Source organism: Streptomyces sp. NPDC042371 (assembly GCF_056437465.1).
On sequence record NZ_JBWKAP010000011.1, the window covers coordinates 229,836 to 255,280 of the forward strand.

The 25,445-nt window shown below is 70.9% G+C and carries 26 protein-coding genes and 1 riboswitch; of the genes, 16 read left to right on the plus strand and 10 right to left on the minus strand.

Translation table 11 applies throughout. The annotated features are described in order from the left end of the window. The first annotated feature begins 22 nt into the window (after window positions 1–22). Window positions 23–153: riboswitch (FMN riboswitch) on the plus strand. Between the two features lie 183 nt (window positions 154–336). The 10 genes from ribD (at window position 337) to AC068B_RS31285 (ending at window position 8,886) form a co-directional block, all read left to right on the plus strand. Then, on the plus strand, window positions 337–1,437 hold the full coding sequence (gene ribD, locus AC068B_RS31240) for a bifunctional diaminohydroxyphosphoribosylaminopyrimidine deaminase/5-amino-6-(5-phosphoribosylamino)uracil reductase RibD (RefSeq protein ID WP_478674897.1): 1,101 nt from the start codon (window positions 337–339) through the stop codon (window positions 1,435–1,437). Between the two features lies 1 nt (window position 1,438). After that, window positions 1,439–2,059: a riboflavin synthase gene (locus AC068B_RS31245; protein ID WP_478674898.1), complete on the plus strand. Its 621-nt coding sequence runs from the start codon at window positions 1,439–1,441 to the stop codon at window positions 2,057–2,059. 56 nt (window positions 2,060–2,115) lie between these two features. Next, a complete protein-coding gene (locus tag AC068B_RS31250) occupies window positions 2,116–2,703 on the plus strand; it encodes a nicotinamide mononucleotide transporter family protein (protein ID WP_356259030.1) in 588 nt (195 codons plus the stop codon). Beyond that, the gene (locus tag AC068B_RS31255) at window positions 2,700–3,998 is read left to right on the plus strand and encodes a bifunctional 3,4-dihydroxy-2-butanone-4-phosphate synthase/GTP cyclohydrolase II (RefSeq protein WP_478674899.1); all 1,299 of its coding nucleotides are present in this window, start codon (window positions 2,700–2,702) and stop codon (window positions 3,996–3,998) included. Before AC068B_RS31250 ends, AC068B_RS31255 begins: the two co-directional genes overlap by 4 nt. Window positions 3,999–4,048: 50 nt before the next feature. Beyond that, window positions 4,049–4,534, plus strand: a complete 486-nt coding sequence (gene ribH / locus AC068B_RS31260; protein WP_478674900.1) for a 6,7-dimethyl-8-ribityllumazine synthase — start codon at window positions 4,049–4,051, stop codon at window positions 4,532–4,534. Window positions 4,535–4,569: 35 nt separating this feature from the next. Beyond that, window positions 4,570–4,842, plus strand: coding sequence for a phosphoribosyl-ATP diphosphatase (locus AC068B_RS31265; protein ID WP_055564821.1), 273 nt, complete (start codon window positions 4,570–4,572; stop codon window positions 4,840–4,842). Window positions 4,843–4,898: 56 nt separating this feature from the next. Then, the gene (gene hisG / locus AC068B_RS31270) at window positions 4,899–5,747 is read left to right on the plus strand and encodes an ATP phosphoribosyltransferase (protein WP_468568718.1); all 849 of its coding nucleotides are present in this window, start codon (window positions 4,899–4,901) and stop codon (window positions 5,745–5,747) included. A 33-nt stretch (window positions 5,748–5,780) separates the two neighbouring features. Then, window positions 5,781–6,230 (plus strand): PH domain-containing protein, encoded by a 450-nt coding sequence (locus AC068B_RS31275; RefSeq protein ID WP_468568716.1) that lies wholly within the window; start codon window positions 5,781–5,783, stop codon window positions 6,228–6,230. 230 nt (window positions 6,231–6,460) lie between these two features. Continuing rightward, the gene (locus AC068B_RS31280; RefSeq protein ID WP_478674901.1) at window positions 6,461–7,804 is read left to right on the plus strand and encodes a hemolysin family protein; all 1,344 of its coding nucleotides are present in this window, start codon (window positions 6,461–6,463) and stop codon (window positions 7,802–7,804) included. Continuing rightward, entirely contained in the window at window positions 7,801–8,886 is a 1,086-nt protein-coding gene (locus tag AC068B_RS31285) for a hemolysin family protein (protein WP_478674902.1), read from the plus strand. The genes AC068B_RS31280 and AC068B_RS31285 overlap by 4 nt, the downstream gene beginning before the upstream one ends. 22 nt (window positions 8,887–8,908) lie before the next feature. On the opposite strand, the gene AC068B_RS31290 is transcribed toward AC068B_RS31285, so the two are convergent. Both AC068B_RS31290 and AC068B_RS31295 read right to left on the minus strand, forming a co-directional pair. Then, a complete protein-coding gene (locus AC068B_RS31290; protein ID WP_478674903.1) occupies window positions 8,909–10,855 on the minus strand; it encodes an AAA family ATPase in 1,947 nt (648 codons plus the stop codon). 499 nt (window positions 10,856–11,354) lie between these two features. Beyond that, window positions 11,355–11,963, minus strand: a complete 609-nt coding sequence (locus tag AC068B_RS31295; RefSeq protein ID WP_478674904.1) for a uridine kinase family protein — start codon at window positions 11,961–11,963, stop codon at window positions 11,355–11,357. Window positions 11,964–12,257: 294 nt separating this feature from the next. Between AC068B_RS31295 and AC068B_RS31300 the strand changes: the two genes are divergently transcribed. Continuing rightward, on the plus strand, window positions 12,258–13,610 hold the full coding sequence (locus AC068B_RS31300; protein WP_478674905.1) for a peptidase C39 family protein: 1,353 nt from the start codon (window positions 12,258–12,260) through the stop codon (window positions 13,608–13,610). 7 nt (window positions 13,611–13,617) lie between these two features. Here the strand turns inward: AC068B_RS31300 and AC068B_RS31305 are convergent, their stop codons facing one another. The 3 genes from AC068B_RS31305 to AC068B_RS31315 all read right to left on the minus strand — a co-directional run bounded on the left by AC068B_RS31305 (window position 13,618) and on the right by AC068B_RS31315 (window position 16,123). After that, the gene (locus tag AC068B_RS31305; protein WP_478674906.1) at window positions 13,618–14,136 is read right to left on the minus strand and encodes an MmyB family transcriptional regulator; all 519 of its coding nucleotides are present in this window, start codon (window positions 14,134–14,136) and stop codon (window positions 13,618–13,620) included. A 245-nt stretch (window positions 14,137–14,381) separates the two neighbouring features. Then, window positions 14,382–14,567 carry a CsbD family protein gene (locus AC068B_RS31310; RefSeq protein WP_478674907.1) on the minus strand — a complete coding sequence of 62 codons (186 nt, stop codon included), beginning with the start codon at window positions 14,565–14,567 and terminating at the stop codon, window positions 14,382–14,384. A 74-nt stretch (window positions 14,568–14,641) separates the two neighbouring features. Then, window positions 14,642–16,123: a M1 family metallopeptidase gene (locus tag AC068B_RS31315; RefSeq protein ID WP_478674908.1), complete on the minus strand. Its 1,482-nt coding sequence runs from the start codon at window positions 16,121–16,123 to the stop codon at window positions 14,642–14,644. Window positions 16,124–16,340: 217 nt separating this feature from the next. Between AC068B_RS31315 and AC068B_RS31320 the strand changes: the two genes are divergently transcribed. Further along, window positions 16,341–16,487 (plus strand): SCO1431 family membrane protein, encoded by a 147-nt coding sequence (locus AC068B_RS31320; RefSeq protein ID WP_107097967.1) that lies wholly within the window; start codon window positions 16,341–16,343, stop codon window positions 16,485–16,487. Here AC068B_RS31320 and AC068B_RS31325 read toward each other — a convergent pair. The 3 genes from AC068B_RS31325 to AC068B_RS31335 are packed head-to-tail and all read right to left on the minus strand — an operon-like array spanning window position 16,465 to window position 18,916. Continuing rightward, complete coding sequence (locus AC068B_RS31325) at window positions 16,465–17,379, minus strand: hypothetical protein (RefSeq protein ID WP_478674909.1); 915 nt, start codon at window positions 17,377–17,379, stop codon at window positions 16,465–16,467. The genes AC068B_RS31320 and AC068B_RS31325 overlap by 23 nt on opposite strands. Beyond that, window positions 17,376–18,371: a DUF6114 domain-containing protein gene (locus AC068B_RS31330; RefSeq protein WP_478674910.1), complete on the minus strand. Its 996-nt coding sequence runs from the start codon at window positions 18,369–18,371 to the stop codon at window positions 17,376–17,378. The genes AC068B_RS31325 and AC068B_RS31330 overlap by 4 nt, the downstream gene beginning before the upstream one ends. Next, window positions 18,362–18,916, minus strand: coding sequence for a DUF6230 family protein (locus AC068B_RS31335; protein ID WP_468568805.1), 555 nt, complete (start codon window positions 18,914–18,916; stop codon window positions 18,362–18,364). Before AC068B_RS31335 ends, AC068B_RS31330 begins: the two co-directional genes overlap by 10 nt. A gap of 202 nt (window positions 18,917–19,118) precedes the next feature. Between AC068B_RS31335 and AC068B_RS31340 the strand changes: the two genes are divergently transcribed. Continuing rightward, complete coding sequence (locus AC068B_RS31340) at window positions 19,119–19,742, plus strand: TetR/AcrR family transcriptional regulator (RefSeq protein ID WP_478674911.1); 624 nt, start codon at window positions 19,119–19,121, stop codon at window positions 19,740–19,742. Window positions 19,743–19,805: 63 nt separating this feature from the next. Here AC068B_RS31340 and AC068B_RS31345 read toward each other — a convergent pair whose 3' ends face one another. Then, the gene (locus tag AC068B_RS31345) at window positions 19,806–21,050 is read right to left on the minus strand and encodes a glycoside hydrolase family 18 protein (protein ID WP_356258852.1); all 1,245 of its coding nucleotides are present in this window, start codon (window positions 21,048–21,050) and stop codon (window positions 19,806–19,808) included. Between the two features lie 348 nt (window positions 21,051–21,398). Here AC068B_RS31345 and AC068B_RS31350 point away from each other — a divergent pair, with 348 nt between their 5' ends. Further along, window positions 21,399–22,571 carry an acyl-CoA dehydrogenase family protein gene (locus AC068B_RS31350; protein ID WP_478674912.1) on the plus strand — a complete coding sequence of 391 codons (1,173 nt, stop codon included), beginning with the start codon at window positions 21,399–21,401 and terminating at the stop codon, window positions 22,569–22,571. Here the strand turns inward: AC068B_RS31350 and AC068B_RS31355 are convergent. Further along, window positions 22,534–22,782 (minus strand): hypothetical protein, encoded by a 249-nt coding sequence (locus AC068B_RS31355; protein WP_478674913.1) that lies wholly within the window; start codon window positions 22,780–22,782, stop codon window positions 22,534–22,536. The genes AC068B_RS31350 and AC068B_RS31355 overlap by 38 nt on opposite strands. A 405-nt stretch (window positions 22,783–23,187) precedes the next feature. Between AC068B_RS31355 and AC068B_RS31360 the strand changes: the two genes are divergently transcribed. Further along, a complete protein-coding gene (locus AC068B_RS31360; protein ID WP_478674914.1) occupies window positions 23,188–24,315 on the plus strand; it encodes an Rv3169 family protein in 1,128 nt (375 codons plus the stop codon). Between the two features lie 29 nt (window positions 24,316–24,344). Beyond that, window positions 24,345–25,445, plus strand: a complete 1,101-nt coding sequence (locus tag AC068B_RS31365; protein ID WP_478674915.1) for a phosphotransferase family protein — start codon at window positions 24,345–24,347, stop codon at window positions 25,443–25,445.

Below are 25,445 nucleotides of genomic sequence, written 5' to 3' on the forward strand. Positions count from 1 at the left end.
CACACTGGCCTCGTACCAGAAGCAGCGCACTCCGGGGTCGGTGTAATTCCGAACCGGCGGTTACAGTCCGCGACCCGGCCGCCTCCAGCGGCCGGTTGACCAGGTGAAATTCCTGGACCGACGGTGAAAGTCCGGATGGGAGGCAGTGCGCGGCGGGCGGGCATCTTTTGTGCACGCCGCCGTAATGGCTTGTTCCTGGCCTCGGCCGGGAGCGGTTTCCGGGTTTCCGGGGACAGCTGTCATCCGGCGCAGGCGTCGCTCCAGGTGTCGTTGCCCGTACGTTCTGTCGTCATCGACAGTGCCCCGGAGTCCGTGCCCGAAGAGGCAGGAGACCCGGTGGCCACCGCCGTAGCCGAAGCAGCCGCCATGCGGCGCGCCATCACGCTGGCCGCCCGCGGCCTCGGCTCCACCAGCCCCAACCCCGTCGTCGGCTGCGTCATCCTCGATGCCGCGGGCGAGAGTGTCGGCGAGGGCTGGCACCAGCGCGCGGGCGGACCCCACGCCGAGGTCCACGCCCTGCGCGCGGCGGGCGAGCGGGCCCGTGGCGGCACCGCATTCGTCACCCTCGAACCCTGCAACCACACCGGCCGCACCGGCCCGTGCGCGCAGGCCCTCATCGACGCGGGCATCGCCCGGGTCGTGTACGCGGTCGGCGACCCGAACCCGGCCGCGACGGGCGGCGCCCAGACCCTGCGCGCGGCCGGAATCCCGGTCGAGCAGGGCCTGCTGGAGGCGGCGGCCGCCGAGGTGAACGCCGCCTGGCTGACCTCCGTGCGCCTCGGCCGCCCCCACGTCACCTGGAAGTACGCCGCCACGCTCGACGGCCGCATCGCCGCCGCCGACGGCACCAGCCGCTGGATCACCTCCGCCGAGTCCCGTGCCGACGTGCACCGGCTGCGCGCCGAGTGCGACGCCGTCGTCGTCGGCTCCGGCACCCAGCGCGCCGACGACCCGCACCTCGCCGTGCGCGTCGTCGCAGACACGGAAACAGCTGCCGTGCAGCCGCTGCGCGTCGTCGTCGACACCAACGGCACCGCGCTCACGCCGGGCGCCCGCGTCCTGGACGACGCGGCGCCCACCCTGATCGCCGTCGCCGACGACGCCTCACCCGCGTACGACACCGACAAGACGGTCCGAATCCCGCGCGCGGAGGGCGGGTTGGACATCCGGGCCCTCCTCGACGTGCTCCACGCGCGCGGGGTGCGGTCCGTCCTCCTCGAAGGCGGTCCGACGCTCGCCGGAGCCTTCGTCGCCGCAGGCGCCGTCGACCGTGTCGTCGGCTACCTCGCCCCCGTCCTGCTCGGCGCGGGCCCCGCCGCCCTGACCGGCGGCGGAATCACGACCATCACCGAAGCGTTGCGGCTCGACGTGAGCGAGACCGTCCGCATCGGCCCCGACCTGCGCATCACCGCGACCCTCGTAGCGAAGGAGCACTGAAGTGTTCACCGGAATCGTCGAAGAGCTGGGCGAGATCACCGCCGTCGAGAACCTCCCCGACGCCTCCCGCTTCCGCCTGCGCGGCCCCGTCGTCACCGAGGGCGCCAAGCACGGCGACTCCATCGCGGTCAACGGCGTCTGTCTGACGGTCGTGGAGCACGAGGGCGACGAATTCACCGCCGACGTGATGGCCGAGACCCTGAACCGGTCCAGCCTCGGCGCGCTCGCGGTCGGCTCCCGCGTCAACCTGGAGCGCCCCACCTCGGTGGGCGCCCGCCTCGGCGGACACATCGTGCAGGGTCACGTTGATTCCGTCGGCACCGTCGTCGAGCGCAAGCCGTCCGACAACTGGGAGATCGTCAAGATCTCGCTCCCCGCCGACCTCTCCCGCTACGTCGTGGAGAAGGGCTCCATCACGGTCGACGGCGTCAGCCTCACCGTGGTCGACGCGGGCCCCGACCACTTCACCATCAGCCTCATCCCCACGACCCTCGCGCTGACCACGCTCGGCATCAAGCAGCCCGGCGACCCGGTCAACCTCGAGGTCGACGTGATCGCCAAGTACGTCGAGCGCCTGCTCGGCGACCGTGCTCAAGTGCCGTCCCAGGAGGCCGCCAAGTGAACTGGCTCAACTCCGAAGCCTTCACGGCCTTCGACCAGCACATCCTCTGGTCCGACATGATCGGCAACACCGTCGGCCTGATCGCCCTCGCGCTCGGCTGGCGGCGCTCGATCTGGACCTGGCCCGCCCAGTTCCTGTCCGGCGTCATCCTCGTCGCCGCCTACGCCTCCGCGCAGCTGTCCGGCGGCGTCGGCAAGCAGCTCCTCGTCATCGGCGTCGCGCTGTGGGGCTGGCAGCAGTGGACGCGCGGCAGGCAGCAGGCGCAGGACGGCTCCATCGCCATCCGGTTCGCCACCTGGAAGGAGCGGGGCGTCCTGGTCGCGGGCACCGCGGTCGGCACGCTCGCCGTCGGCGCCCTGTTCAGCGCCGTCCCCGACCTGTCCTGGAACCCCTGGCCCGACGCCTACATCTTCGTCGGCACGCTCGCCGCGATGGTCGCCCAGGCCCGCGGTCTCGTCGAGTTCTGGTTCGCCTGGCTGCTCGTCGACGTGGTCGGCGTGCCGCTCGCCTTCAGCAGCGGCCTCGCCTTCTCCGGACTCGTGTACGTCGTCTACCTCGCCCTCGTCCTCTGGGGCATGCGCGACTGGTGGCTGCGCTCCCGCGCGGCCGCCTCGCAGCCCGTCATGGAAGGAGCCCCGGCATGACTGTGGCACCAGTCTGGCGCAGCGCCGCCAGCGAAGAAGACACCATGGACCTCTCCCTCGACCCCGTCGAGCAGGCCGTCCGCGACATCGCGGCGGGCCGCCCCGTCGTGGTCGTCGACGACGAGGACCGCGAGAACGAGGGCGACCTCGTCGTCGCCGCCGAGAAGGCGACGCCGGAAATAGTCGCCTTCATGATGAGCGAGTGCCGCGGGCTGATCTGCGCGCCCATGGAGGGTGACGAGCTGGACCGGCTCCGGCTCCCGCAGATGGTCGAGCACAACACCGAGTCGATGAGCACGGCCTTCACCGTCTCCGTCGACGCGTCCGCCGCGCACGGCGTGAGCACCGGCATCTCCGCCGACGACCGCGCCACCACGCTGCAGCTCCTCGCCTCGGGCAACGCCGCCGCGGACGACTTCGTGCGTCCCGGGCACATCTTCCCGCTGCGCGCCAAGTCCGGCGGCGTGCTCGCGCGCAACGGCCACACCGAGGCCGCCGTCGACCTCGCCAGGCTCGCCGGGCTGCGCCCCGCAGGGGCCATCGTGGAGATCGCGGGCGAGGACGGCAGGATGCTGCGGCTGCCCGAGTTGGTCCCGTTCGCCCGCAAGCACGGCCTGACGATCATCTCCATCGAGGACCTGATCGCCTACCGCCGCTCCGCGGAGCCCACCGTCCGCCGCGAGGCCGAGGTCCGCCTGCCCACCGCCGCCGGCGACTTCACGGCGTACGGCTACCGCTCCACCGTCGACGGCGTCGAGCACGTCGCCCTCGTCCACGGCGACATCGGCGACGGCGAGGACGTCCTCGTCCGCCTCCACTCCGAGTGCCTGACCGGCGACGTCTTCCACTCCCTGCGCTGCGACTGCGGCCCGCAGCTGGAGGCGTCCATGCGGCGCATCACCGACGAGGGACGCGGCGTCGTCGTCTACCTGCGCGGCCACGAGGGGCGCGGCATCGGCCTGCTCTCCAAGCTGCGCGCGTACGCCCTCCAGGAGCAGGGCAGCGACACCCTCGACGCCAACCTGGAGCTCGGCCTGCCCGCCGACTCCCGTGACTACGGGGCGGGCGCGCAGATCCTGCGCGACCTCGGTGTCCTCGGCGTCCGGCTGATGACCAACAACCCCGACAAGACCGACGCGGTCCTGCGGCACGGCCTGAAGGTCACCGGGCGCGAGCCCATGCCCGTCGAGGCGGGCGAACACAATCTTCGGTACCTGCGCACCAAGCGGGACCGGATGGGGCACGACCTGCCCTGGCTGGACACCACCGACGTGTCCGCCTGCGGAAACCAGTAAGCCCAGTAAGCAAGCAGCTACCACGGTCAGAAGATCTTGAGGAGAAGCGCGTGAGCGGCAAGGGTGCACCCGAACTGAGCGTGAAGAACTGCGGCGACCTGCGGGTCGCGGTGATCGCAGCGCAGTGGCACGACAAGGTCATGGACGGCCTCGTCGACGGCGCCCTGCGCGCCCTGAACGAGCTCGGCATCAGCGAGCCGACCGTGCTGCGCGTCCCCGGCAGCTTCGAGCTGCCCGTCGTGGCGAAGGTCCTCGCCGGACGCGGATACGACGCGATCGTCGCGCTCGGCGTCGTCATCCGCGGCGGCACCCCGCACTTCGACTACGTGTGCCAGGGCGTCACGCAGGGTCTCACCCAGGTCTCCGTGGACACCGGTGTTCCGATCGGTTTCGGCGTGCTGACCTGCGACACCGAGGAGCAGGCACTGGACCGCGCGGGCATCGAGGGCTCCCGCGAGGACAAGGGCCACGAAGCGGTCACCGCGGCCGTCGCCACGGCGACCACGCTCCGTACCATCTCCGAACCCTGGCGCTGAGGGGGACCGCCCGGCCGCGTAGAGTGGCGACCATCATGTCCAAGAAGACTTTCGAGGAGCTCTTCACCGAGCTCCAGCACAAGGCCGCCAACGGCGACCCCGCGACCTCCCGCACCGCCGAGCTGGTCGACAAGGGCGTCCATGCCATCGGCAAGAAGGTCGTCGAAGAGGCCGCCGAGGTGTGGATGGCCGCCGAGCACGAGGGCAAGGAAGCCGCCGCCGAGGAGATCTCGCAGCTCCTGTACCACGTACAGGTGATGATGGTCGCCCGCGGCATCTCCCTCGACGACGTCTACGCCCACCTCTGAGCCGTACGTCCACCACGTCCGCTCAACCCACCCATCACGCAAAGGAAGCCCGCCTCATGCTGCGCATCGCCGTCCCCAACAAGGGTTCACTGTCCGGACCTGCGTCGGCGATGCTCCATGAGGCGGGCTACCAGCAGCGCAAGGAGTCGAAGGAGCTCGTCCTCGTCGACCCCGACAACGAGGTCGAGTTCTTCTACCTGCGGCCCAAGGACATCGCGATCTACGTCGCGACCGGCAGGCTCGACATCGGCATCACCGGTGAGGACCTGCTGATCGACTCCGGCGCCGACGCCGAGGCGATCCTGCCGCTCGGCTTCGCCCGCTCCACCTTCCGCTTCGCCGCGAAGCCGGGCACGGCGAGCGACATCAAGGACCTCGCGGGCAAGACCGTCGCGACCTCCTACGAGGGCATCGTCGCCAAGCACCTCGCCGAACAGGGCGTCGACGCCTCCGTCGTGCACCTGGACGGCGCCGTCGAGACCGCCATCGAGCTGGGCGTCGCCCAGGTCATCGCGGACGTCGTGGAGACCGGCACCTCCCTGCGCAACGCGGGCCTGGAGGTCTTCGGCGAGCCGATCATGAAGTCCGAGGCCGTCGTCATCCGGCGCACCGGCGCCGACACCGACAACCCGAAGGTGCAGCAGTTCCTGCGCCGCCTCCAGGGCGTCCTGGTCGCCAGGTCGTACGTGATGATGGACTACGACTGCCGCGCCGAGCACCTGGAGCAGGCCGTCGCCCTCACCCCGGGCTTGGAGTCGCCAACGATCTCCCCGCTGCACAACGAGGGCTGGGTGGCCGTCCGCTCCATGGTCCCCGCCAAGGAGGCCCAGCGGATCATGGACGACCTGTACGCCATCGGCGCCCGGGCCATCCTGACCACGGCCATCCACGCCTGCCGCCTCTGACCGGCCCCCTGAACCGGTAGGAGCACCAGCCTCATGTCCGAAAGCCCCGCCCTCCCCGCCCTGCCCGTCACCTTCCGGCCGACGCGCACCCGGGCCGTCATGCTCACCGCGGGCGTCACGATCTTCGTGGTGATCACGGTGATCGCCTTCCTGCTGCCCACCCTCAGCCCGGGGGAGCGGGCCAGCTTCGTCTTCACCGGCGCGCTGCTCTGCGGTGTGCTCGTGCTGCTCAGCAGGCCCAAGGTCGTCGCCGACGAGTCCGGCGTCACCGTCGTCAACATCGCGACCAGCCGCCGCCTCGCCTGGGCCGAGATCGTGCAGGTCAACCTCCGGCCCGGCGACCCCTGGGTGTTCCTGAACCTCAGCGACGGCACCAGCCTGCCCGCTCTGGGCATCCAGCCGGGCATCGCCAAGCAGCAGGCCGTCGGTGACGCCCGCACCCTGCGTGCCCTCGCGGACGCCCGTACGAACAGCGAGAGCTAGGCCCTGCGCCGAACCACCGAACAGGCTCTGGACGTTCCGTGCCCGGTCTTGATTAATCTGGTGGCGGGGCGTGCATGGAGCGTCGCCCCGCCCCTGACGGGCCCGCCCGGCTCCCAGGGGCTCCTGCTACCCGAGGAGTGACTCCCTCCGGCGATGGACGGATCGTCCTGTAGTACCTGCGCCGCCCCCTCCCGACATACCGGGACCGGCACGACCGGAGAGGCGGCGGCATGACAGTGCCCCTGCTGCTTCTCGGGGCGGCATTCCTGCTGATTCTCGCCAACGGCTTCTTCGTGGCGGCCGAGTTCGGCCTCGTCACCGTCGAGCGGCCGGACGCGGAGAAGGCCGCGGCGGACGGCGACCGAAGGGCCCGTACGGTCGTCGACGCCCTCAAGGAGCTGTCCTTCCAGCTCTCCGGCACCCAGCTCGGCATCACCATCACCTCGCTCGTCGTCGGCATGCTCGCCGAACCGGCCCTCGCGCAGCTGCTCGCGGGCCCGTTCACCGCCGTCGGCGTCCCCGATGGTGCCGTCGGCGGTGTCTCCGTGGTCGTCGGCATGCTGTTCGCCTCCGCCGTGCAGATGGTGATCGGCGAGCTGGTGCCCAAGAACTGGGCCGTGTCCAGGCCGCTGCAGGTCGCGCGCTTCGTCGCGGGCCCGCAGCACGTGTTCGCGCGGCTCTTCCGGCCCGTGATCGCGCTCCTGAACGCGGTGGCCAACCGTCTCGTGCGCACCCTCGGTGTCGAGCCCGCCGAGGAGCTGGCCTCGGCCCGCACCCCCGGCGAACTGGTCTCCCTGGCCAGGCACTCGGCCCAGGCCGGTGCCCTGGAACAGGACACCGCCGACCTGTTCGTACGCACCCTCTCCCTCGGCGAGCTGACCGCACAGCACGTCATGACGCCGCGCGTGAAGGTCAGCGCGCTGCAGTCGTCGGCGACCGCGGAGGACGTCGTGAACCTGACCCGCGCCACCGGTCTGTCCCGCTTCCCGGTCTACGACGAGCGGATCGACGAGATCGTCGGCATGGTCCACCTCAAGGACGCCCTCGCGGTGGCGGCCCACGCACGCCTCAGGACGCCCGTGGGCCGCATCGCGCAGTCCCCGCTGCTCGTTCCCGAGACGCTGCCCGTGCAGCCCCTCCTGGAGCGGCTGCGCAGCGAGCAGCCCATCGCCGTCGTCGTCGACGAGTACGGCGGCACGGCGGGCGTCGTCACCCTCGAGGACATCGTCGAGGAGCTCGTCGGCGAGGTCCGCGACGAGCACGACCACCTCGACCTGCCCGAGCTCTCTCCCGCACCGGCCGAGGACGGCAGGGCGGCGTGGGACGCCGACGGCAGTTGCCGCGTCGACACGCTCCAGCGCATAGGTCTCGACGTGCCCGAGGGGCCGTACGAGACCGTGGCCGGGCTCGTCGCCGACCTGCTCGGCCGCATCCCGGCGCCGGGAGACCGGGCCGAACTCCCGGGCTGGCGGCTCTCGGTGCGCCAGGTCGGGCACTACCGGGCGGAGCGGGTGCGCCTCGTGCACACCCACGACGCCCTCGCCGTCGTGGAAGCCGCGGAGGCACTCCGATGAGCCTGCTGCAACTCCTCTTCGCCCTCCTGCTGGTGCTCGCCAACGGCTTCTTCGTGGGGGCCGAGTTCGCGCTCGTGTCCGTGCGCCGCAGCCAGATCGAGCCCCTGGACACCAAGCGGTCCCGTCAGGTCCTCTACGGCCTCGAACACCTGCCGCAGATGATGGCGGCCGCCCAGTTCGGCATCACCGTCTGCTCGTTGACGCTCGGCGCGGTGGCGGAGCCAACCGTCGCCCACCTCCTGGAGCCGGTCTTCGAGACGGTCCACCTGCCCGAAGGCATGATCCACCCCCTCGGCTACGTGATCGCGCTCGCCGTCGTCGTCTTCCTCCACCTCGTCATCGGCGAGATGGTCCCGAAGAACCTCGCGATGGCGGCGCCCGAGAAGACCGCCCTCTGGTTCAGCCCGGGCCTGGTCGCCTTCGCACGGCTGTGCAGGCCGGTCACCGTGGCGCTCGGGGCCTGCGCCAGGGTCGTCCTGCGGCTCTTCAGGGTGGAGCCCAAGGACGAGGTCGAGGCGGTGTTCACCAGCGTGCAGCTGGGCCGCCTCGTCGAGGACTCCGGCCAGGCGGGACTGCTCGACCCCGTCGAGCAGGAGCGTCTGGAGGACGCCCTGGAGCTGGGTTCGCGCCCGGTCACCGACGTGCTGCTCGATCCGGTCTCGCTGGTGACCGTCGGCCCGTCGGTCACCCCCGCCGAGGTGGTGGAGCTCACCGGGCGCACCGGCTACTCCCGCTTCCCGGTCCGCGCGGAGACCGGCGCCTTCATGGGCTACCTCCACGTCAAGGACGTACTGGACCTGGAGGAGACCGAGCGTGCCGTGCCGCAGCAGGTGTGGCGCCCGATGACCACGCTGCGGGCCGAGCTCCCGCTCGACGACGCCCTGACCGTGATGCGCCGCGCCGCGACGCACCTGGCGCAGGTCGCCGACGCGTCAGGGAAGGTGCTCGGCCTGGTGGCCCTGGAGGACGTGCTGGAACTCCTGGTGGGGGAGGTCCGTGACCCGGCGCACCGGGTCACGGTGCAGAGGACGCCGCCGGAGGACTCCAGGGACTCCGCGCTCGCGGTCAGCCGCGTGGGCTGACCCGCAGGGACCCCCCGGGGCGTCAGACCCCCGGGGTGTCCTGCGGACCGCGGCCCGAGAGCACCTCGCCGTACGCCTGCATCAGGTCGGGCAGCCGCAGGGTCGACAGATCGTCGCGCCCCGGTTCGCCGGGGTAGCCGGAGAGCCGCAGGTCGCGGTAGGCGCAGCTCTTCTCGTACAGCGTGCGCAGGAAGCGGCCGTTGCCGAGCTCGTCGATCCAGGACTGGTCGACGACGTGCCCGCTGATGGAGCGCAGCTCTTCGAGGGCCTCCTCGTCCCAGACGTCGCCGTTGTCCGCCGCGAGGACCTCGCCGATGGCGGTGAGTTCGAGCGGGCGGTACGAGGGGAAGTCGACGCGGGTCGTGAAGCGTGAGGACAGGCCGGGGTTGGCGGCGAGGAGCCGGTCCATGCCCTCGGGGTAGCCCGCGAGGATCACGACGAGGTGGTCGCGGTTGTCCTCGGCGCGCTTGAGGAGGACTTGCAGGGCCTCGTCTCCGTAGGCATCGCCCTTGCCGTAGCCGGAGTTGGAGAGCGAGTAGGCCTCGTCGACGAAGAGGACCCCGCCGATCGCGGAGTCGATCAGTTCGTTGGCCTTCACGGCGGTCTGGCCCAGGTATTCGCCGACGAGGTCGGCGCGCTGTGCCTCCACGAGGTGGTCGCCGCCCAGCAGGCCGAGTGCGTAGAAGACCCGGCCGAGGATGCGGGCCACGGTGGTCTTGCCGGTGCCCGAGGGGCCCGAGAAGACGAAGTGTCGTTTCGGCGGCTGCACAGGAAGGCCCTGCGCGGCCCGCAGACGCGCCATGTTCAGCTGCGCGGAGAGCGCCTTGACCTGGCGTTTCACCGGCTCCATGCCGACCATGCCCTCCAGTTCGGAGAGCGCGGCCTCCAGGAGCGCGGGGTCGGTGGGGCCAGGGGGCAGCTGTGGCGGGCCCGCCTTGATCGGGATGATCGCCTTCTCGCGCACGCCGTCGGCGTCGGTGGGCACCGAGGACCCGGGTGCTCCCGGGGATCCGGTGGGTCCCGCGGGCCCCGTGGTGCCGTCCGTGGCCGACGGGCCGCCGTTCGAGGGGAGTTCGGGTCCGGTGACCTTCACGTCGCGCCCCTCCGGGCCGAACAGCACGTCGATGCCGTCGGGCCCCTCCAGCACGTCCTGGCCCGCCCCAGTGAGGCTGATGGCGGCGGCGAGGTCGGCCGCCTCGTCGTACCCGTCGCCCTCGGAGATCGCCGCGAGCCGCGCCGAGGTGTCCATGAAGGAGGCGTCGACCCGGTGTACCGCGCGGTACAGCGGCAGGGCCGCCGCCGAGCGGCCGGTGCCTTCGTGCGCGCGGGCCAGCCAGTAGCGCAGCTCCTTGCGCTGGGGCTGTTCGCTGCGGCAGCGCATGAGGGCGGCGGACAGGAGCGGTTCCGCCTGGCCGTACGTCTCCAGGCGGACCCGGGCCATGCCTCCGAAGAGGCCCGCCTCGATGCCCAGCATCGCGTCGTCGATCAGCGGGTCCGTGTGCCGCACCAACTGCTCCCAGTCCTTGACCAGATAGGAGCGGCAGGCGTGCAGGAAGCGCACCTGCGGGTCCGCGTCGACCGGGGGCAGCCCCGCAAGCGCCCGGTCGAGCTCCGGGACGTGGCGGCCGTCCAGCCAGTGCGAGGCGTGCGCGAGCAGCAGGTCGCGCGTGTTCTCCAGGACGGGCTGCACCCACCAGCCGAGCCAGTACCAGGAGTTGAGGGCGCGGCCGTGCCGGGTGCGCTGCTCCCCGAACCGGTCCCGGTGCTGGAACATCCGCAGCAGCGCCGTCGTCGTGTCGATGCGCAGCGCGTGCAGCCCGAGCCAGCCGTCGGCCATCCCGGGGTCCATCCGCACCGCCGTCCGGAACTCGTCCTCCGCCTGCGGATAGGCGCCCATCGTGTAGGCGTCGACGCCCCTGAGCCAGGCGAGGTCGGCCGGGGCGGGTGCGCCCACCGCATCGAAGTCCATCAGGTCCCCCACAAACCGTGCCCCCGTTTGCGTACCGCCGGACCGATGCCCGCCGGCGACTGCGCTGAACCACTGCGCTGCTGAACCACTGTGCTGCGGACGGGAGTTGCCTCGATGCGCAGAGCAGTCGTCCGAAAAGGCGCACCGAGATGCATCGTACCTGCGGGGGAGCGGTCGGCCGTAGGGTGCCGCACCGGGCGATCGGCCGGAAAGCGCCGACGAAGGGTCGGCCCGATGGTGACTGACCGTGAGCGAATGGAGCCTCGCGGCGGCCGGAATTCGGGCTCGGAGGGCAGAACGAAGCCCCCGATCACGGGGGAACAACCGGGGGCTTCGCGTCTGCGGGCGGCCTCGCAAGACCGCACATTCAGAACGTAAGTCCTGTAAGGGCCCTGGGTCAAGCAGAGTTGAAGCACTCGCCAAAACTTCTGGGGCCAAGTGGAAGTGGATTCCCGGGGGTTCAGCGGACCGCCGATGATCCCTCACTTAGAGTGATGATTCAGGCCTCTGTAAGCGTCACATGGGGACCCGGAAGTACCTCGTATCCCTCTGGGCACTGCCGCACCAAAAGCTGCGCGAAGGGCCTGGAGGGGTCCCCGGTGAAGTGCTTGAGCTCCTCGGGTTCCCAGCCGTCCCAGAAATCACGCTGGACCGCTCCGTCCCGCAGGCGCCCCCGCTGCCATGCCTCCTCGTGCGGCACATCCATCCAGAGCAGGGTGGCGAGGTGCGGGCGCAGCGCCCGGCGGCCCGCGCCGACCCCCTCGACGATCACCACGGGCGCGGGCGGCAGGGTCCCGTCGGCCGGGCCGAAGCGCCGCTCGTTCCAGTCGTACGTCGCGTAGCGCGCCGTCTCGCCGCGGGAGAGGGGGTTGACGACCTGCCGCCGCAGTCGCTCCGTCCAGTCGAAGAGCCGGTCGTGGCTGGCGATGTCGTCGAGCCGCAGGACCGGCGCGCCGCCGAGCGCCTCGGCCAGCCGGCGGGCGAACGTCGACTTGCCCGAGCCCGCGTGCCCGTCCACGGCGACGAGCCGGACGGGGCCGCAGGAGGGCGGCAGGCGGCGCAGGGTGTCGGCGAGGCGGGGGAGCGGGGTGTGCGGGTGTCCGGTCATCACGGGCAAGGGTACGACCGCGGAAGGATGTGTTCCGCGCGCCGTCGCAGGTCATGCCATTGGTTGAGGCCAATATTGATGCGTACGGCAGTGCCCGAAGCGCTGGCAGAAGTCGGCAGGGACCGTCCATAGTTGGCCCACTTCCGTGCACCTGACCCGACCTTTCCGGATCCCGCCGGAAACCACGTCGACTGGGGGTCCCCCATGGACCGAGCTGACCGCACCGCCCACCCCGACCACACAGACCGGCCCGACCGCACCGCCCCACCGCAGCGATCAGACCGAGCTGATGACATGTCCCGCAGAACCGTGCTGGCCACCGCCGTGGCGGTGGCCGCCCTCGCGGCCACCGCGTCTCCCGCCCTGGCCGCCACGGGCGGCCCCGCGGCCCGCCCGGCGCGTGCGGACCGCCTCGTGGACAACCGCTTCTGGACCTCGCACAAGGACTGGAGCTCCGGCGCCCACGAGGGCACCGTCGCCGTCGCGGGGACCCGCCCCGGCCTGCGGATCGCGAAGCCCGCGGGCCGTACCGACTACGCGGACCCGCACACCGGCAGGACCGCCACCTGGGAGTACGCCCGGTGGACCGCCCCCGCCCACCGCTCCGCCGTCCCCGCGACTGAGCTGATCGCGTCCTGGAACGCACGCACCCCCGCCGGGACCTGGCTCCAGGTCGAGCTGCGCGGCACGTACTCGGACAAGACGAAGACTCCTTGGTACGTGATGGGCCGCTGGACCTCGGGGGACGACAAGGAGACCGACATCCGGCGGACCTCGGTCGACGACCAGACCGACGGCAAGTCCACGGTGTGGACGGACACGCTCTCCCTCGACGACGCGACCACGGGCCTGCGCGTCGTCTCGTACCAGCTGCGCCTGACCCTCTACCGCAAGCCGGGCGCCACCGGGACCCCCACGGTCTGGCGGCTCGGCGCGATGGCCTCGGCGGTGCCCGACCGCTTCACCGTCCCCGCGTCGAAGCCGGGACTCGCCAAGGAGCTGACGGTCCCGCGGTACTCGCAGGAGATCCACGCGGGCCAGTACCCCGAGTACGACAACGGCGGCGAGGCCTGGTGCAGCCCCACGTCCTCGCAGATGATCATTGAGTTCTGGGGCCGCAAGCCGACGTCGGACGACCTGTCCTGGGTCGACCCGTCCTACGCGGACCCGCAGGTGTGCCACGCGGCCCGGTACACGTTCGACTACCAGTACAACGGCTGCGGCAACTGGCCCTTCAACGCCGCGTACGCCTCGACCTACAAGGATCTCCAGGGCGTGGTGACCCGGCTCGCCTCGCTCACGGAGCTGGAGTCCCTGATCGCGGCGGGCCTCCCGGCCATAACGTCCCAGTCGTTCCTCAGGGACGAGCTGACGGGCGCGGGCTACGGCACGGCGGGCCACCTGATGACCGTCATCGGCTTCACGGCGGACGGCGACGTGATCGCCAACGACCCCGCGTCGCCGAGCAATCCGGCGGTGCGACGCGTCTACAAGCGGCGCGAGTGGGAGAACATCTGGCTGCGGACGAAGCGCTACAACGCCAGCGGAAAGGTCGTCTCGGGCACGGGAGGCGTGTGCTACCTGTACTTCCCGACGAAGCTCTCCGCCCGTCAGCGCGCCGCACTGGCCGCCGTCGGGATCCGCTGAGCAGCGGTCATCGGGCGTTCGTGCTCAGCGGCGGCGGCTGGTGGGGGCGGAGCTCGCCCGGCCGGTACTGCATCATCACGAACATGGAGTCGATCTCGGGGAGCGGGTTGGCGGCGGACGCGATGATCCAGCCCGGCCCCTTCGTGGGGTGGTTGACCTGCCGCACGGCACCGTCGGGGTGCAGGGGATGGGAGGCCGCGGTCGCCAGATAGATGGGTCCCGCCAGGGGGTCGCGGCGCACGTCGCTCGCCAGGTCGATGAGCGTCGGGTCGGTCGGGTGGTTCGTGACGGCCCGGCGCAGCGCCGGGCAGGCTCCGCGCGCCCAGTCCTCGGTCCAGTTCAGCAGGATCTTGTTCCGGACCCGGTCGTCCAGGAGCATCCACCGCATGATGTTGGCCGGTGGATCGCCGTCCGGGAGGAGTGCTCTGAACTCGTCGTTGCACGCCACGACGTTCCAGTGCCGGTCGGCGATGTAGGCCATCGAGCCCGTGACCCCTTCGACGACCGTCCGCCAGACCGCACCCATCGGCGTCCGACCTTCTAAGTCCCGCTCGTCCGGCTGCACTTGCCTGTTCCCTTCGTGTCACCCGCAGGTCGGCATCAACGCGATCACAGCGTGTGGCGCCAGCCTAGTCAGCGTTCCCGGCGCGGCGGTCGGGGCCCTGACACACGCTCCACTGTGTCTATAGAGCATGTGGAGCCCTCCTGTAGCCAGTGGGGCGACAAAAGGGTGTGCCCGCCCCCGTGCGGGAGCGGGCACACGGCGTCGGGTCAGCGGTCCTCGCGGAACGAGTCGCGCATCCCCTCGGCCTTGTCGCGCAGGTCGTCCGCGGCGTCTTTGGCCTTGCCCTTGGCCTGATCGGTCTTGCCCTCGGACGCCATACGGTCGTTTCCGGTGGCCTTGCCCATCATTTCCTTGGCCTTGCCCTTTGCCTTGTCCATGGCGCTGTCGCCCATGACGACTCCTTCGGTAGGAACGCCTCCACGCTATGAGGGGTGGACGAAGGCCGCATCTCGGGTGATGTGCCGACTTACGCGGCCGGGTCCACCACCCAGTCGGGGTGCCCCGGCATGGGCGGGGTCTTGGAGCCGTACAGCCAGGGGTGCAGGAAGCCCTCCAGGTCCTGGCCCGCGACCTTCGACGCCAGGTCCACGAACTGCTGCGTGCTCGCCGTGCGCCCCTTGAAGCCGCTCACCCAGGCGCGCTCGATCTTCTGGAACGTCGCGTCGCCGACCTGCTCGCGCAGCGCGTACAGGACCAGGGCCGAACCGTCGTACCGCATCCGCTTGAACAGGTTCGGCTCGGTCGGCTCGGCGGGGGCGCCGTAGTCGCGGCGCCAGATGTCGTGGTTCTGGTACGCGGTCTTCATGGCGGCCTCGAAGCTGTCGCCGCCGTGCTGCTCGGAGTACTCCCGTTCGTAGAACCGGGCGTGCCCCTCGCTCAGCCACAGATCGGACCAGCCCTTGAGGGCCACGCTGTCGCCGAACCACTGGTGGGTCAGTTCGTGCACCATGTTCCGCTCGGCGTCCACCTGCGTGCCGAGCAGGTCCGCCTTCGGGACGAGCGACAGGGTCTGCGTCTCCAGGGCCACACCGAGGTCGGTGTCGCCGACCAGCAGGCCGTAGCGGTTGAAGGGGTACGGGCCGAGCTTCTCCTGCAGCCACTTCAGGTGGTCCGGGGTGAGCTTGCGGTAGGCGGCCGTCGGCTCGACCAGCGCGTCCGGGACGACGTCGCGCAGCGGGATGCCGCCCGGCCCCTCGCTGTCGACCAGCTGGAACCTGCCGACGGCCAGCTGCACCAGCTGGGTGGAGAGCGGCTGCTCGGAGTCGTACGTCCAGCGCACCCGGCCGTCGGGGCGCTCGGCGCGCGAGACCAGCCTGCCGTTGGCGACGGCCGTGCGGTCGGCGGGCGTCGTGATGCGGAAGGTGATCGGCGCGCGCTGGCTCGGATGGTCGTTGCCGGGGAAGATCAGCCGCGCGCCGTTCGGCTGCGGGTAGAGCACCGTGCCGTCGGGCGTGGGGATCCAGCCGTAGTCCTCGATCGCGTCGTCGCGGTGTCTTGTCTGGGTCGGATCGGCGGTGTAGGTGACCTTGACGGTGAAGGAACTGTCCTTGCCGATCGGGGACTTGGGGGTCACTGTCAGCTCGTCGCCCTCGCGCGACGCGGCGGCCGCGGAGCCGTTCACGGTGACCTTGTGCAGGGTGTTGCCGCCGAAGTCCAGGTTGAAGCGGGACAGCGCCTGGGTGGACCGCGCCTTGATCGTCGTCGTCGCCTCGAAGGGGGTCTTCGGCGCCTGCCAGTCGAAGTCCAGGTAGTAGCGCTCCACCCGGTAGCCGCCGTTCCCGTCCAGCGGGAACATAGGGTCGCCGAGACCGGGCGCACCCGGTGACGGCTTCTCGGCGGCGGCCGGAGCGGCCTGCGAGACGGGGGCGGTGAGGGCGATCGTCGCGGTGATCGCGGCGGCGAGGGCGAGCCGCGCCCCGCGGCGGGTCGTCGTCCGGTTCGTGCTCATCGGAAACCTCTCGGTCGTACGGTGCACGGGCGAACGGACGGGGGAGATGCCCCGCCGTCCGTACTTAGACGCGCAGCGTCACGTCCTAGTTGTGGGGTGACCAAGGTCTCTCCCTGAAGAGCGCATCCGGCTGGCAAGGTGGAGGGGTCCCGCGGGGTGGAGTCAGGACCGGGACCTCGTGGGGGAGCCCTGTCAGCCGAACGTCAGTGAGAACGACATGACCGCGACCTCTGCCACCGCCGTCCGCGCGAAGGCCCGCACCGGCGGCCCCAAGGACGACGGGCCGAACCTGCTGGAGCACTTCGCGGGCTGGACCCTCGTCGTCGTCCTCGCGATGCTCGTCACGCAGACCGGTCTGCTGTGACGCCGCTCTCCTGACCGCCGTCGGCCTCGTCGAGGCCGGCCCGCCAGTGCCGCCCCGGCACGCCCACCAGGCCGTACAGCCAGCGCACCGGCGAGCGCCCGTGCAGCAGCGTGAGGCCCGCCACGACCGCGAACAGCGGCAGTCCGAGCCACCCGCCGACCAGGCGCACCAGTACGCTCGCGAAGAGCGCGCCCACGAAGGGCAGGCCGTACACCCCGGCCGCCGCGATGGCGACGGCGAGCAGGCGCGGCACCTTGCGGTCCGCGTCGGCCCCCGGCAGCGACCAGCCCTCCATGAGCCAGCCGATCTCGGTCACCAGCATGGTGCCGATCACCGCGGCCCCGAAGAGCAGCAGCGCGAGGAACGTCCCGGACGTCACGAAGTCCAGTACGTGGTTGACGACGCTGTCCCGCGGCCAGTCCGCGAAGTCTCCGGCGCCGGACGAGAAGAAGCGCTCGTACCCCTTGCCGTCCCAGCCGTGGATCAGCGTCCCGAACAGCAGGAAGTACCCTCCGACGCACTGCAGGTACGCCCAGTAGCCCGCTCCCACGAGCACCAGACCCTGCGCCACCAGGAACCCGAGGATCGCGGCCACCGGGATCCCGCCCGAGTAGAACAGCACGAACCCCGCCCACACGCCCTCATGGCCGTCCGCCACGTGCATGGTCGCCCAGGACGGGTTCTGCCAGAGCAGGAAGAGGCCCGTCGGCACCATGAGGACGGCGGCGAAGAGGGCCGTGAGCGCCAGATAGGGGTTGGCGGCCCTGCTGCGGGTGCGCGGGCCCTCGCCCGCGTTGATCCGCTCCCACACCTGCAGCTGGCGCCCGGCGGAGAGGGCGAACGTGGCGCCGATCGCGTACGCCCAGAACAGTGCGGCCTGGATCTGGATCATGCCGAGGCCCGCAGGGTGAGTCCGCCCGCCACGATCGAGTCCGAGGTGACCAGGGCCTGCTCCGCGCTCACGTCCGTCATGAAGACGAAGGGCGGCACGACGGGCGGCACCGGCAGCTTGTCGGGCGTGAAGGTCAGACAGAGGATGCCCTCCAGGCACCCCTTGAACTTGGTCAGATAGAGGGTGACCTCGCCGCTCAGGTCCAACGTGTCGGCGCCCAGGGCCAGTTCCTCCTTGCCGTCGCGCGTGGTCAGCCGGTAGTCGGTGAGCGAGGCGGCCTTCATCCGCAGCACCATGACCTTCAGCGGCCCGTCCGCGGTCGGGATCTCCCGGACGCCCGCCAGGAGGAAGCCCTGCGGCGCGAAGAGCGTGGTGGTGACGGTCGGGGGCACGCGCGGCGCCACGATCGGGTCCGCCGGGGCCGCCTTCGCCGGAACCGCCCGCGCCGGGGCGGCGTGCGCGAGGAGCCCGGCGGCGATCACCACGGGCAGCAGCACGGCCAGCGTCCGGGTGCCCTGCCCGTCGCGCACCCTGGGGAGCGCCGGATCCTCCTCGGCGTCCTGCGGCACCGGCGTCCAGGCGAACCCCATGGCACTGCCCGCGATGCCGAGCAGCATGCCGACGAGGAACCCGCCGAGGTTCGTGGCCGCGAACGAGAGCACGGAGAGGATCAGGGCGTTGACGCTCACATAGTGATGGGTGTGCGGCAGCAGCCACAGGAAGAGACCTGCCACGACCAGGGCGATCCCGATGCCGAGGGCCGCGATCCCGCCCAGCCCCAGGCTGACCAGCACGGTCAGCGGTGAGAGCGGGATCAGGAGCAGCTCGGCGCCGCCCAGGATCAGCAGCAGACCGGCCCAGAACGGCCGGGTGCGCCGCCATCTGCGGACGACCCGGCGCTGGTCGGGGTAGGGCAGCCGCCGGTCGAGCGGTCCGCCGCCGTCCCGGCGAAAGGGCCGTACCCCGCTTCTGCCGCCGCCGGTCAGAAGCACTTCTTGCCGCCGAGGCTGACGTCGACCCGCATGCCCTTGAGCCGGAAGTTGCCGCCCGTCGCGGACCAGGCGTGCGACTTCACGCCGGAGACGGTGATGTCCCCGGCCTGCAGCCCGAACTTGCCCTTCTCGCCCTGGACGCCCGGCACTTCGTCGAGCGTCGAGGCGTCCCGGCCGATCTGCGCGGTGCCGAAGCGGGCGTCGCCGACCAGGTCCTCGCCGTCGATGATGAGGTTGCTCGCGGTGACGTTGCCCGCGTCGCCGCCCGCGGTCAGCTTGAACACGACGGTCCCCACCGGGGTCTTCACCTCGGCGGCCTGGCAGATGTCGGAGAGGGTCGCGTCACCGATCCCGAGGAGCGCCACTGGGTGCCCCTTGCCGTCGATGTCCCGGTCCGTCTGTACGTACGAGGAGAGGCCCTGGCTGGTGAGTTTCCCGGAGGACACCTGGAAGCTGGTGCCGGAGACCGCGAAGGACGCGGCGAGCGCGCCCTCGGCCATCACGGAGGCCATCACGCCGACGGCCAGGACGGCCGGCAGGGCCATCACGGCCGTCTTCTTCCAGGAGGTTCTGCCCTCGCGTAACGCGGTGCGTGCTGCGTTCACTGTCTTCCTCCCGTACGTCGTTCCGCGTCGCCAAGCGTGCGTAAGGGGAGTGCGTGAAGAGCCGCCGGGAGCCGGACCGGCAGGTGGCGCCGTTCTGCCATACTGCGGACGATCCCGAGGCAGTTGGAGACTAGGGCCGGAATTGAATAATAGTCAACAGCGCGGCACCGACCGCTCGGCGGCGCGCCGCGCCGAACTCATCGCCATCGGGCGGAAGTTGTTCGCCGACACGTCCTACGACGCACTGTCGATGGACGACATCGCCAAGCACGCGGGCGTCGCCAAAGGGCTGATCTACTACTACTTCAAGTCGAAGCGCGGCTACTACCTGGCGATCATCGAGGACTCCGTTGCCGACCTGGTGGCCCGGGCCGGGAGCCACGACGACCTGCCGCCGGTGGAGCGGGTGCAGCGCACCGTCGACGGCTACCTGCGCTACGCCGAGCACCACCAGGCGGCGTACCGCACGATCATCAGCGGTGGCGTCGGATTCGACGCCGAGGTGCACGCGATACGGGACGGGGTCCGCGAGGCGCTGATCGGTGCGATCGCCGAGGGGGCGTACGGCCGCAAGGACATCCCGCAGCTGGCGCGCACGGCGCTGATCGGCTGGCTGTGCAGCGTGGAGGGCGTCACGCTGGACTGGATCGGCCGCCAGGGGCTGTCGCGCGAGACGGTCGGCTCGCTCCTGGTGCGGACGCTCGGGGACACGCTGCGGGTGATCGAGGACTTCGAGCCGTCGTATCCGGCGCCCGCGCGGCCCTGACCCGGCGCACGGAAAAGGGGCGGGGGCCGTTGGGCCCCCGCCCCGATCACCGTGCGGACGACGTCAGTTGATGGCCTTGATCAGCTCACCGTTGGACGTGTCCCCGCTGAGCTCCCAGAAGAACGTGCCGCCGAGGTTCTGCTGGTTCTTGTAGTCCATCTTCCCCGCGATGGTCGCCGGGGTGTCGTAGCTCCACCAGTTGTTCCCGCAGTGCGCGTACGCGGTCCCGCCGACGGTGCCGTTGGCCGGGCACTTGGTCTTCAGTTCCTTGTAGTCGTCGATGCCCTGCTCGTACTTGCCCGCGGCCGGTCCGGTCGCGGTGCCGCCGGGCTCCTTCTGCGTGACGCCCGTCCAGCCGCGCCCGTAGAAGCCGATGCCGAGCAGCAGCTTCTCGGACGGGACGCCGAGCCCCTTCAGCTTCTTGATGGTGGCGTCGGAGTTCCAGGACTCCTTCGGGATGCCGTTGTAGGAGGTGAGCGGCGAGTGCGGGGCGGTCGGGCCCTTCGCGTCCCAGGCGCCGAAGAAGTCGTACGTCATGGGGTTGTACCAGTCGACGTACTGGGCCGCGCCCGCGTAGTCGGCGGCATCGATCTTGCCGCCGTCCGCGCCGTCCGCCGGGATCGCCGCGGTGACGAGGTTCTTGTCGCCGAACTTCGAACGGACCGCGGACATCAGGCTCTTGTACGCCTCGCGCCCGCTGGTGTCGCAGGTCAGACCGCAGGCGTTCGGGTACTCCCAGTCGATGTCGATGCCGTCGAAGACATCGGCCCACTTGGAGTTCTCGACCAGGTCGTAGCAGGACTGGGCGAAGGCCGCGGGGTTCTTCGCCGCCTCGGTGAACCCGCCCGACCAGGTCCAGCCGCCGAAGGACCAGAGGACCTTGAGGTCCGGGTGCTTCTTCTTCAGCTTGCGCAGCTGGTTGAAGTTGCCGCGCAGCTCCTGGTCCCAGGTGTCGGCGACGCCGTCCACGGACTGGTCGGCGGTGTAGGCCTTGTCGGTCGCCGCGTAGGCGTCGCCCATCGTGCACTTGCCGCCCTGCACGTTGCCGAAGGCGTAGTTGATGTGCGTCAGCTTGTCGGCGGAGCCGGAGGTGTCGACGTTCTTGACGTGGTAGTTCCGGTCGTAGACACCCCATTCGGTGAAGTAGCCGACGACCTTGGATCCGGCGGCGGCCTTCGTCGCGGTGCCCTTGTCCTGTCCGGCGGCGGCGGTGCCCGCACCGGCCAGCAGACCGGCTCCGAGGACGGCGCAACAGGTGGTGGCGAGGAGCGCCCGGAAGGAGGCGCGGGAGGTGTGCGGTCTGAGCATCTTGACTCCTCGTGGGGGGAAACCGGGAGGGGGGAAGTGGTGCTGTGGACCTGCGGGTGTGACTTGGCATGAACGCGTTCAGACGCTCGGGGGAACAGTAGGAGGACTAGACCAGTGCGGTCAATGGTTCGTACCAATCCGCCAGCCACGAGCGATCTTCAGCTATCTTTCGAGTAAGCGGTCGTTAACTAGTGACGGGTCGCCGCTGATCGGGCATACTCAACGCGCCAGAGCCGCTGGTCAGCTGCTTCCGTGACCCGGGAGGAGACCACGGCTCGGCACGTTTCCCGGCGGCGCCGCCCCACCCAGCGCGGGCGTCCGCCGCAGCCCCACAGGGAGGAGAGCGTCATGCCCGACCACATCACGCAGTCGGTGGAGCGTCAGCTGCCCACGGATGAGGCCAGGGATCTGCTCTCGCTGGTCCGGGACATCGCCCAGCGCGAGATCGCCCCGAAGACGGCAGAGGAAGAGGACGCGGGGCGCTTTCCCCGCGAGGTCTTCACGCTGCTCTCCGAATCCGGCCTGCTCGGCCTGCCGTACGACTCGGAATTCGGCGGCGGTGACCAGCCGTACGAGGTGTATCTCCAGGTCTTGGAGGAGCTCGCCGCCGCGCGCCTGACCGTCGGCCTCGGCGTCAGCGTCCACTCGCTCTCCTGCCACGCGCTCGCCGGTTACGGCACCAAGGAGCAGCAGAACGACCACCTGCCCGCCATGCTCGGCGGCGGCCTTCTCGGCGCGTACTGCCTCTCCGAGCCCGCGTCGGGCTCGGACGCCGCGTCGCTGCGCACGAAGGCCGTCCGGGACGGCGACGACTGGGTCATCAGCGGCACCAAGGCCTGGATCACGCACGGCGGCGTCGCCGATTTCTACACCGTGCTCGCCCGCACGGGCGGCGAGGGTGCCCGCGGCGTCACGGCCTTCCTGGTGCCGGGCGACGCGGAGGGGCTGAGCGCCGCGGTGCCCGAGAAGAAGATGGGCATGAAGGGCTCGCCCACCGCCCAGATCAACTTCGACGGCGTGCGCATCCCCGACTCCCGGCGCATCGGTGACGAGGGCCAGGGCTTCGCCATCGCGCTCTCCGCGCTCGACTCCGGGCGGCTCGGCATAGCGGCCTGTGCGGTCGGAGTGGCCCAGGCGGCCCTCGACGAGGCCGTCGGGTACGCCACCGAGCGGCGGCAGTTCGGCAGGCCCATCGCGGACTTCCAGGGGCTGCGCTTCATGCTCGCGGACATGGCGACGCAGATCGAGGCGGGCCGGGCGCTCTATCTCTCCGCGGCCAGGCTCCGGGACGCGGGCCGGCCGTTCGCCAAGCAGGCGGCCATGGCCAAGCTGCTGTGCACGGACGCCGCGATGAAGGTGACGACGGACGCCGTGCAGGTCCTCGGGGGGTACGGCTACACCGCGGACTTCCCCGTGGAGCGCCTCATGCGGGAGGCCAAGGTGCTGCAGATCGTCGAGGGCACGAATCAGATCCAGCGCATGGTCATCGCACGTCACCTCGCGGGTCCCGACTCGCGCTGAACTGGCCGTGGTGCACCGGCGGCGCCACGAGCATGGCCCACTCCGGGTCGTGGTGCCCCGGCAGCGTGCGGCCGCGGTCCGCCCAGTGGCGGATCAGGGCGCGGTAGATCGGCGGGTCCTGGAAGTGGGGCTGCTGGTACGGCGGGTGGGGCTGCTGGTAGGTCTGTTGATAGGCCTGGTGCGGCTGCTGGTGCGCGGGCTGCTGATGCACCGGTTGATGGACGTGCTGTTGTACGTGCTGCTGTGTGTGCTGTTGTACGTGCTGGAGTGGAGCCTGGTGTTGCGGGGGCTCCTGGGGCCTGTGGGGAACCGATTCTGCGGAGGCGGGCACCGTCACCAGGGTGCGTCGCCGACGCCCGGTGGGGAAGTGTGCCGGGCCCGTGTCCGCGGCCATGTCCGTAGGAGTCATGCAAGGGCAACGCCCGCCGCCGCACGGAAGTCACCGCCTCGAAGAATCGAGCGTCTGTTCCTGACCCGCCCGCAGGCATGGGCGCCGCCGCACACGGCCTGACGCGTCTCTGGCTCCGTCCCGCGAACTGACGTACCGTCAACTCCGCGCCGGAGGTCCCGCCCGCCTCCGCCACCCTGAACTGCCGTGCATCCAGGGAGGTTTGCCGTGGCAGACGACCGTCCGGTCCCGCTCGACGAGTACCCCGTGCACCAGGTCCCCCTCTCGATGAAGCATGTCGCGACGGGCGACCGCAACGCCTACGACCGATGCATCTTCCACCTCTTCGACCACCAGGGCCGCGCCCTGCTCATCCTCGGGCTCGGCGTCTATCCGAACACCGGTGTCATCGACGCGTACGCCACCCTGCGCATCGGGGACACGCTCCACGCCGTACGCGCCTCGGACGCCCTCGGCGAGGACCGGATGAACCTGGGCGTCGGCCCGCTGCGGATCACCGTCGACGAACCCCTGCGCCGCATCCGTCTCACCTGTGCCGCCGACCCGGACGACCCCTCGTCCCTCTCGTACGACCTGACCTGGACCGCCGACTTCCCCGCCCTGTGGGAGCCGCACCACATCCAGCGCCGCGGCGACCGGCTCTCGCTCGAAGGGCGCCGCTTCGTGCAGGCGGGCCGTCCCGCCGGAGTGATCCGTGCGGGCGGTGAGGAGATCACCGTGACGGCGGGGGAGTGGACCGCGACCCGCGACCGCAGCTGGGGCGTGCGGCCCATCCCCGGCGAGGAACGCGGGCGCCTGGAGGAGGAGTTCGCCACCGAGGGCTTCCACTGGATCTGGTGCCCGGTCCACTTCGACGACCGGTTCCTCATGGTCATCGCCCAGGAGGACGCGGACGGATACCGCACCCTCAACGACGCCACCCTCGTCCGCCCCGACAGGCGCGACCGCCAGCTCGGCTGGCCCCGCACCGACATCACCTACCGCTCCGGCACCCGCCACCCCGAGCGCGCCGTCATCCACCTCACCGACCCCGACGGACACAAGCCCCTGGAGATCGGCGTGCAGGTGCTCGCCTCGCTGCCGCTGGCCGTGGGCGCCGGATATCCGCCCGCCGACGACTGGCAGCACGGCACCTGGCGCGGCCGCGACTGGACCGACCGCCGGAGCTACGACCTGTCGGACCCCGCTGCCCACCCCCTGGCCGCGTACGGCGTCATCGACCACGCCGCACGCTTCACCCTCGAAGGCCGGACCGGCTACGGCATCTTCGAGCACGGCAGCTTCGGCCGCCACGACCCGAGCGGTTTCACCGGATTCGACTCCGTGGCGCCCTGAGGGCACGGCCCCGAGGAAGGAGTACCGACATGGCAACGGCACCCCGCCCCCGCACCACCACGCGCGACCCGGAAGACCTCGCCCGCCGTCTCAGCACCTGGCTCGACACCCGGCTGCCCGGCGCCAAGGCCGCCGACGTGACCGTGCCCGAGTCCAACGGCATGTCCAGCGAGACCCTGCTCTTCACCGTCGAACACCCCGAACCGCCGCTCAGGAACTGCGCGTTGCGGGTGGCCGCCGACCCGGCGGCGTACACGATCTTCCCCGTCTACGACATGCCGCGTCAGTACCGCACGATGCGGCTCGTCGCCGAACACACCGACCTGCCGGTCCCGCGGGTGCTGTGGCTGGAGGAGGACCCGGGCCCGCTCGGGGCGCCCTTCTTCGTCATGGAGCGGGTCGAGGGACGCGTCCCGCCGGACGTCATGCCCTATACGTACGAGGGCAATTGGCTCTACGAAGCGACCGACGCCGAGCGCGCACGCCTCGAAGAGGCCTCGGTCCGCGTCGTCGCCCGGCTGCACGACCAAGTACCGCCCGGGGCGGCGGAGTTCCTCGCGCTGCCCGGCGAGGGCAGCCCGCTGCGGCGCCACGTCGAGGCCCAACGCGCCTACTACGCATGGGTGGTGGACGGGCTGCCCCGCTCACCCGTCATCGAGAGCGCCTTCGACCGCCTCGCGGAGATGTGGCCCAGAGACGAGGGCGACGCCGTGCTCAACTGGGGTGACGCACGCATCGGGAACATCATCTACGACGGCTTCGAACCCGCGGCCGTCCTGGACTGGGAGATGGCGGCGCTCGCCCCGCGCGAGGTGGACCTCGGCTGGACGGTCTACCTCCACCGCTTCTTCCAGGACCTGACGGTGAGCTTCGGCCAGCCGGGGCTGCCGGAGTTCCAGCGCCGCGACCGCGTCGAGGCGACGTACGCCCGGCTCACCGGGCACACACCGCGGGACATGGACTTCTACACGCTGTACGCGGCGCTGCGGCACGCGATCGTCATGCTGCGCGTCGCCTACCGGCAGGTGCACTTCGGTGAGGCACCGGTGCCCGCGAGCACGGAGGCCGCGGACACGCTGATCCTGCACCACGACAGCCTGGCCGCCATGGTGCAGGGCACCTACTGGTGA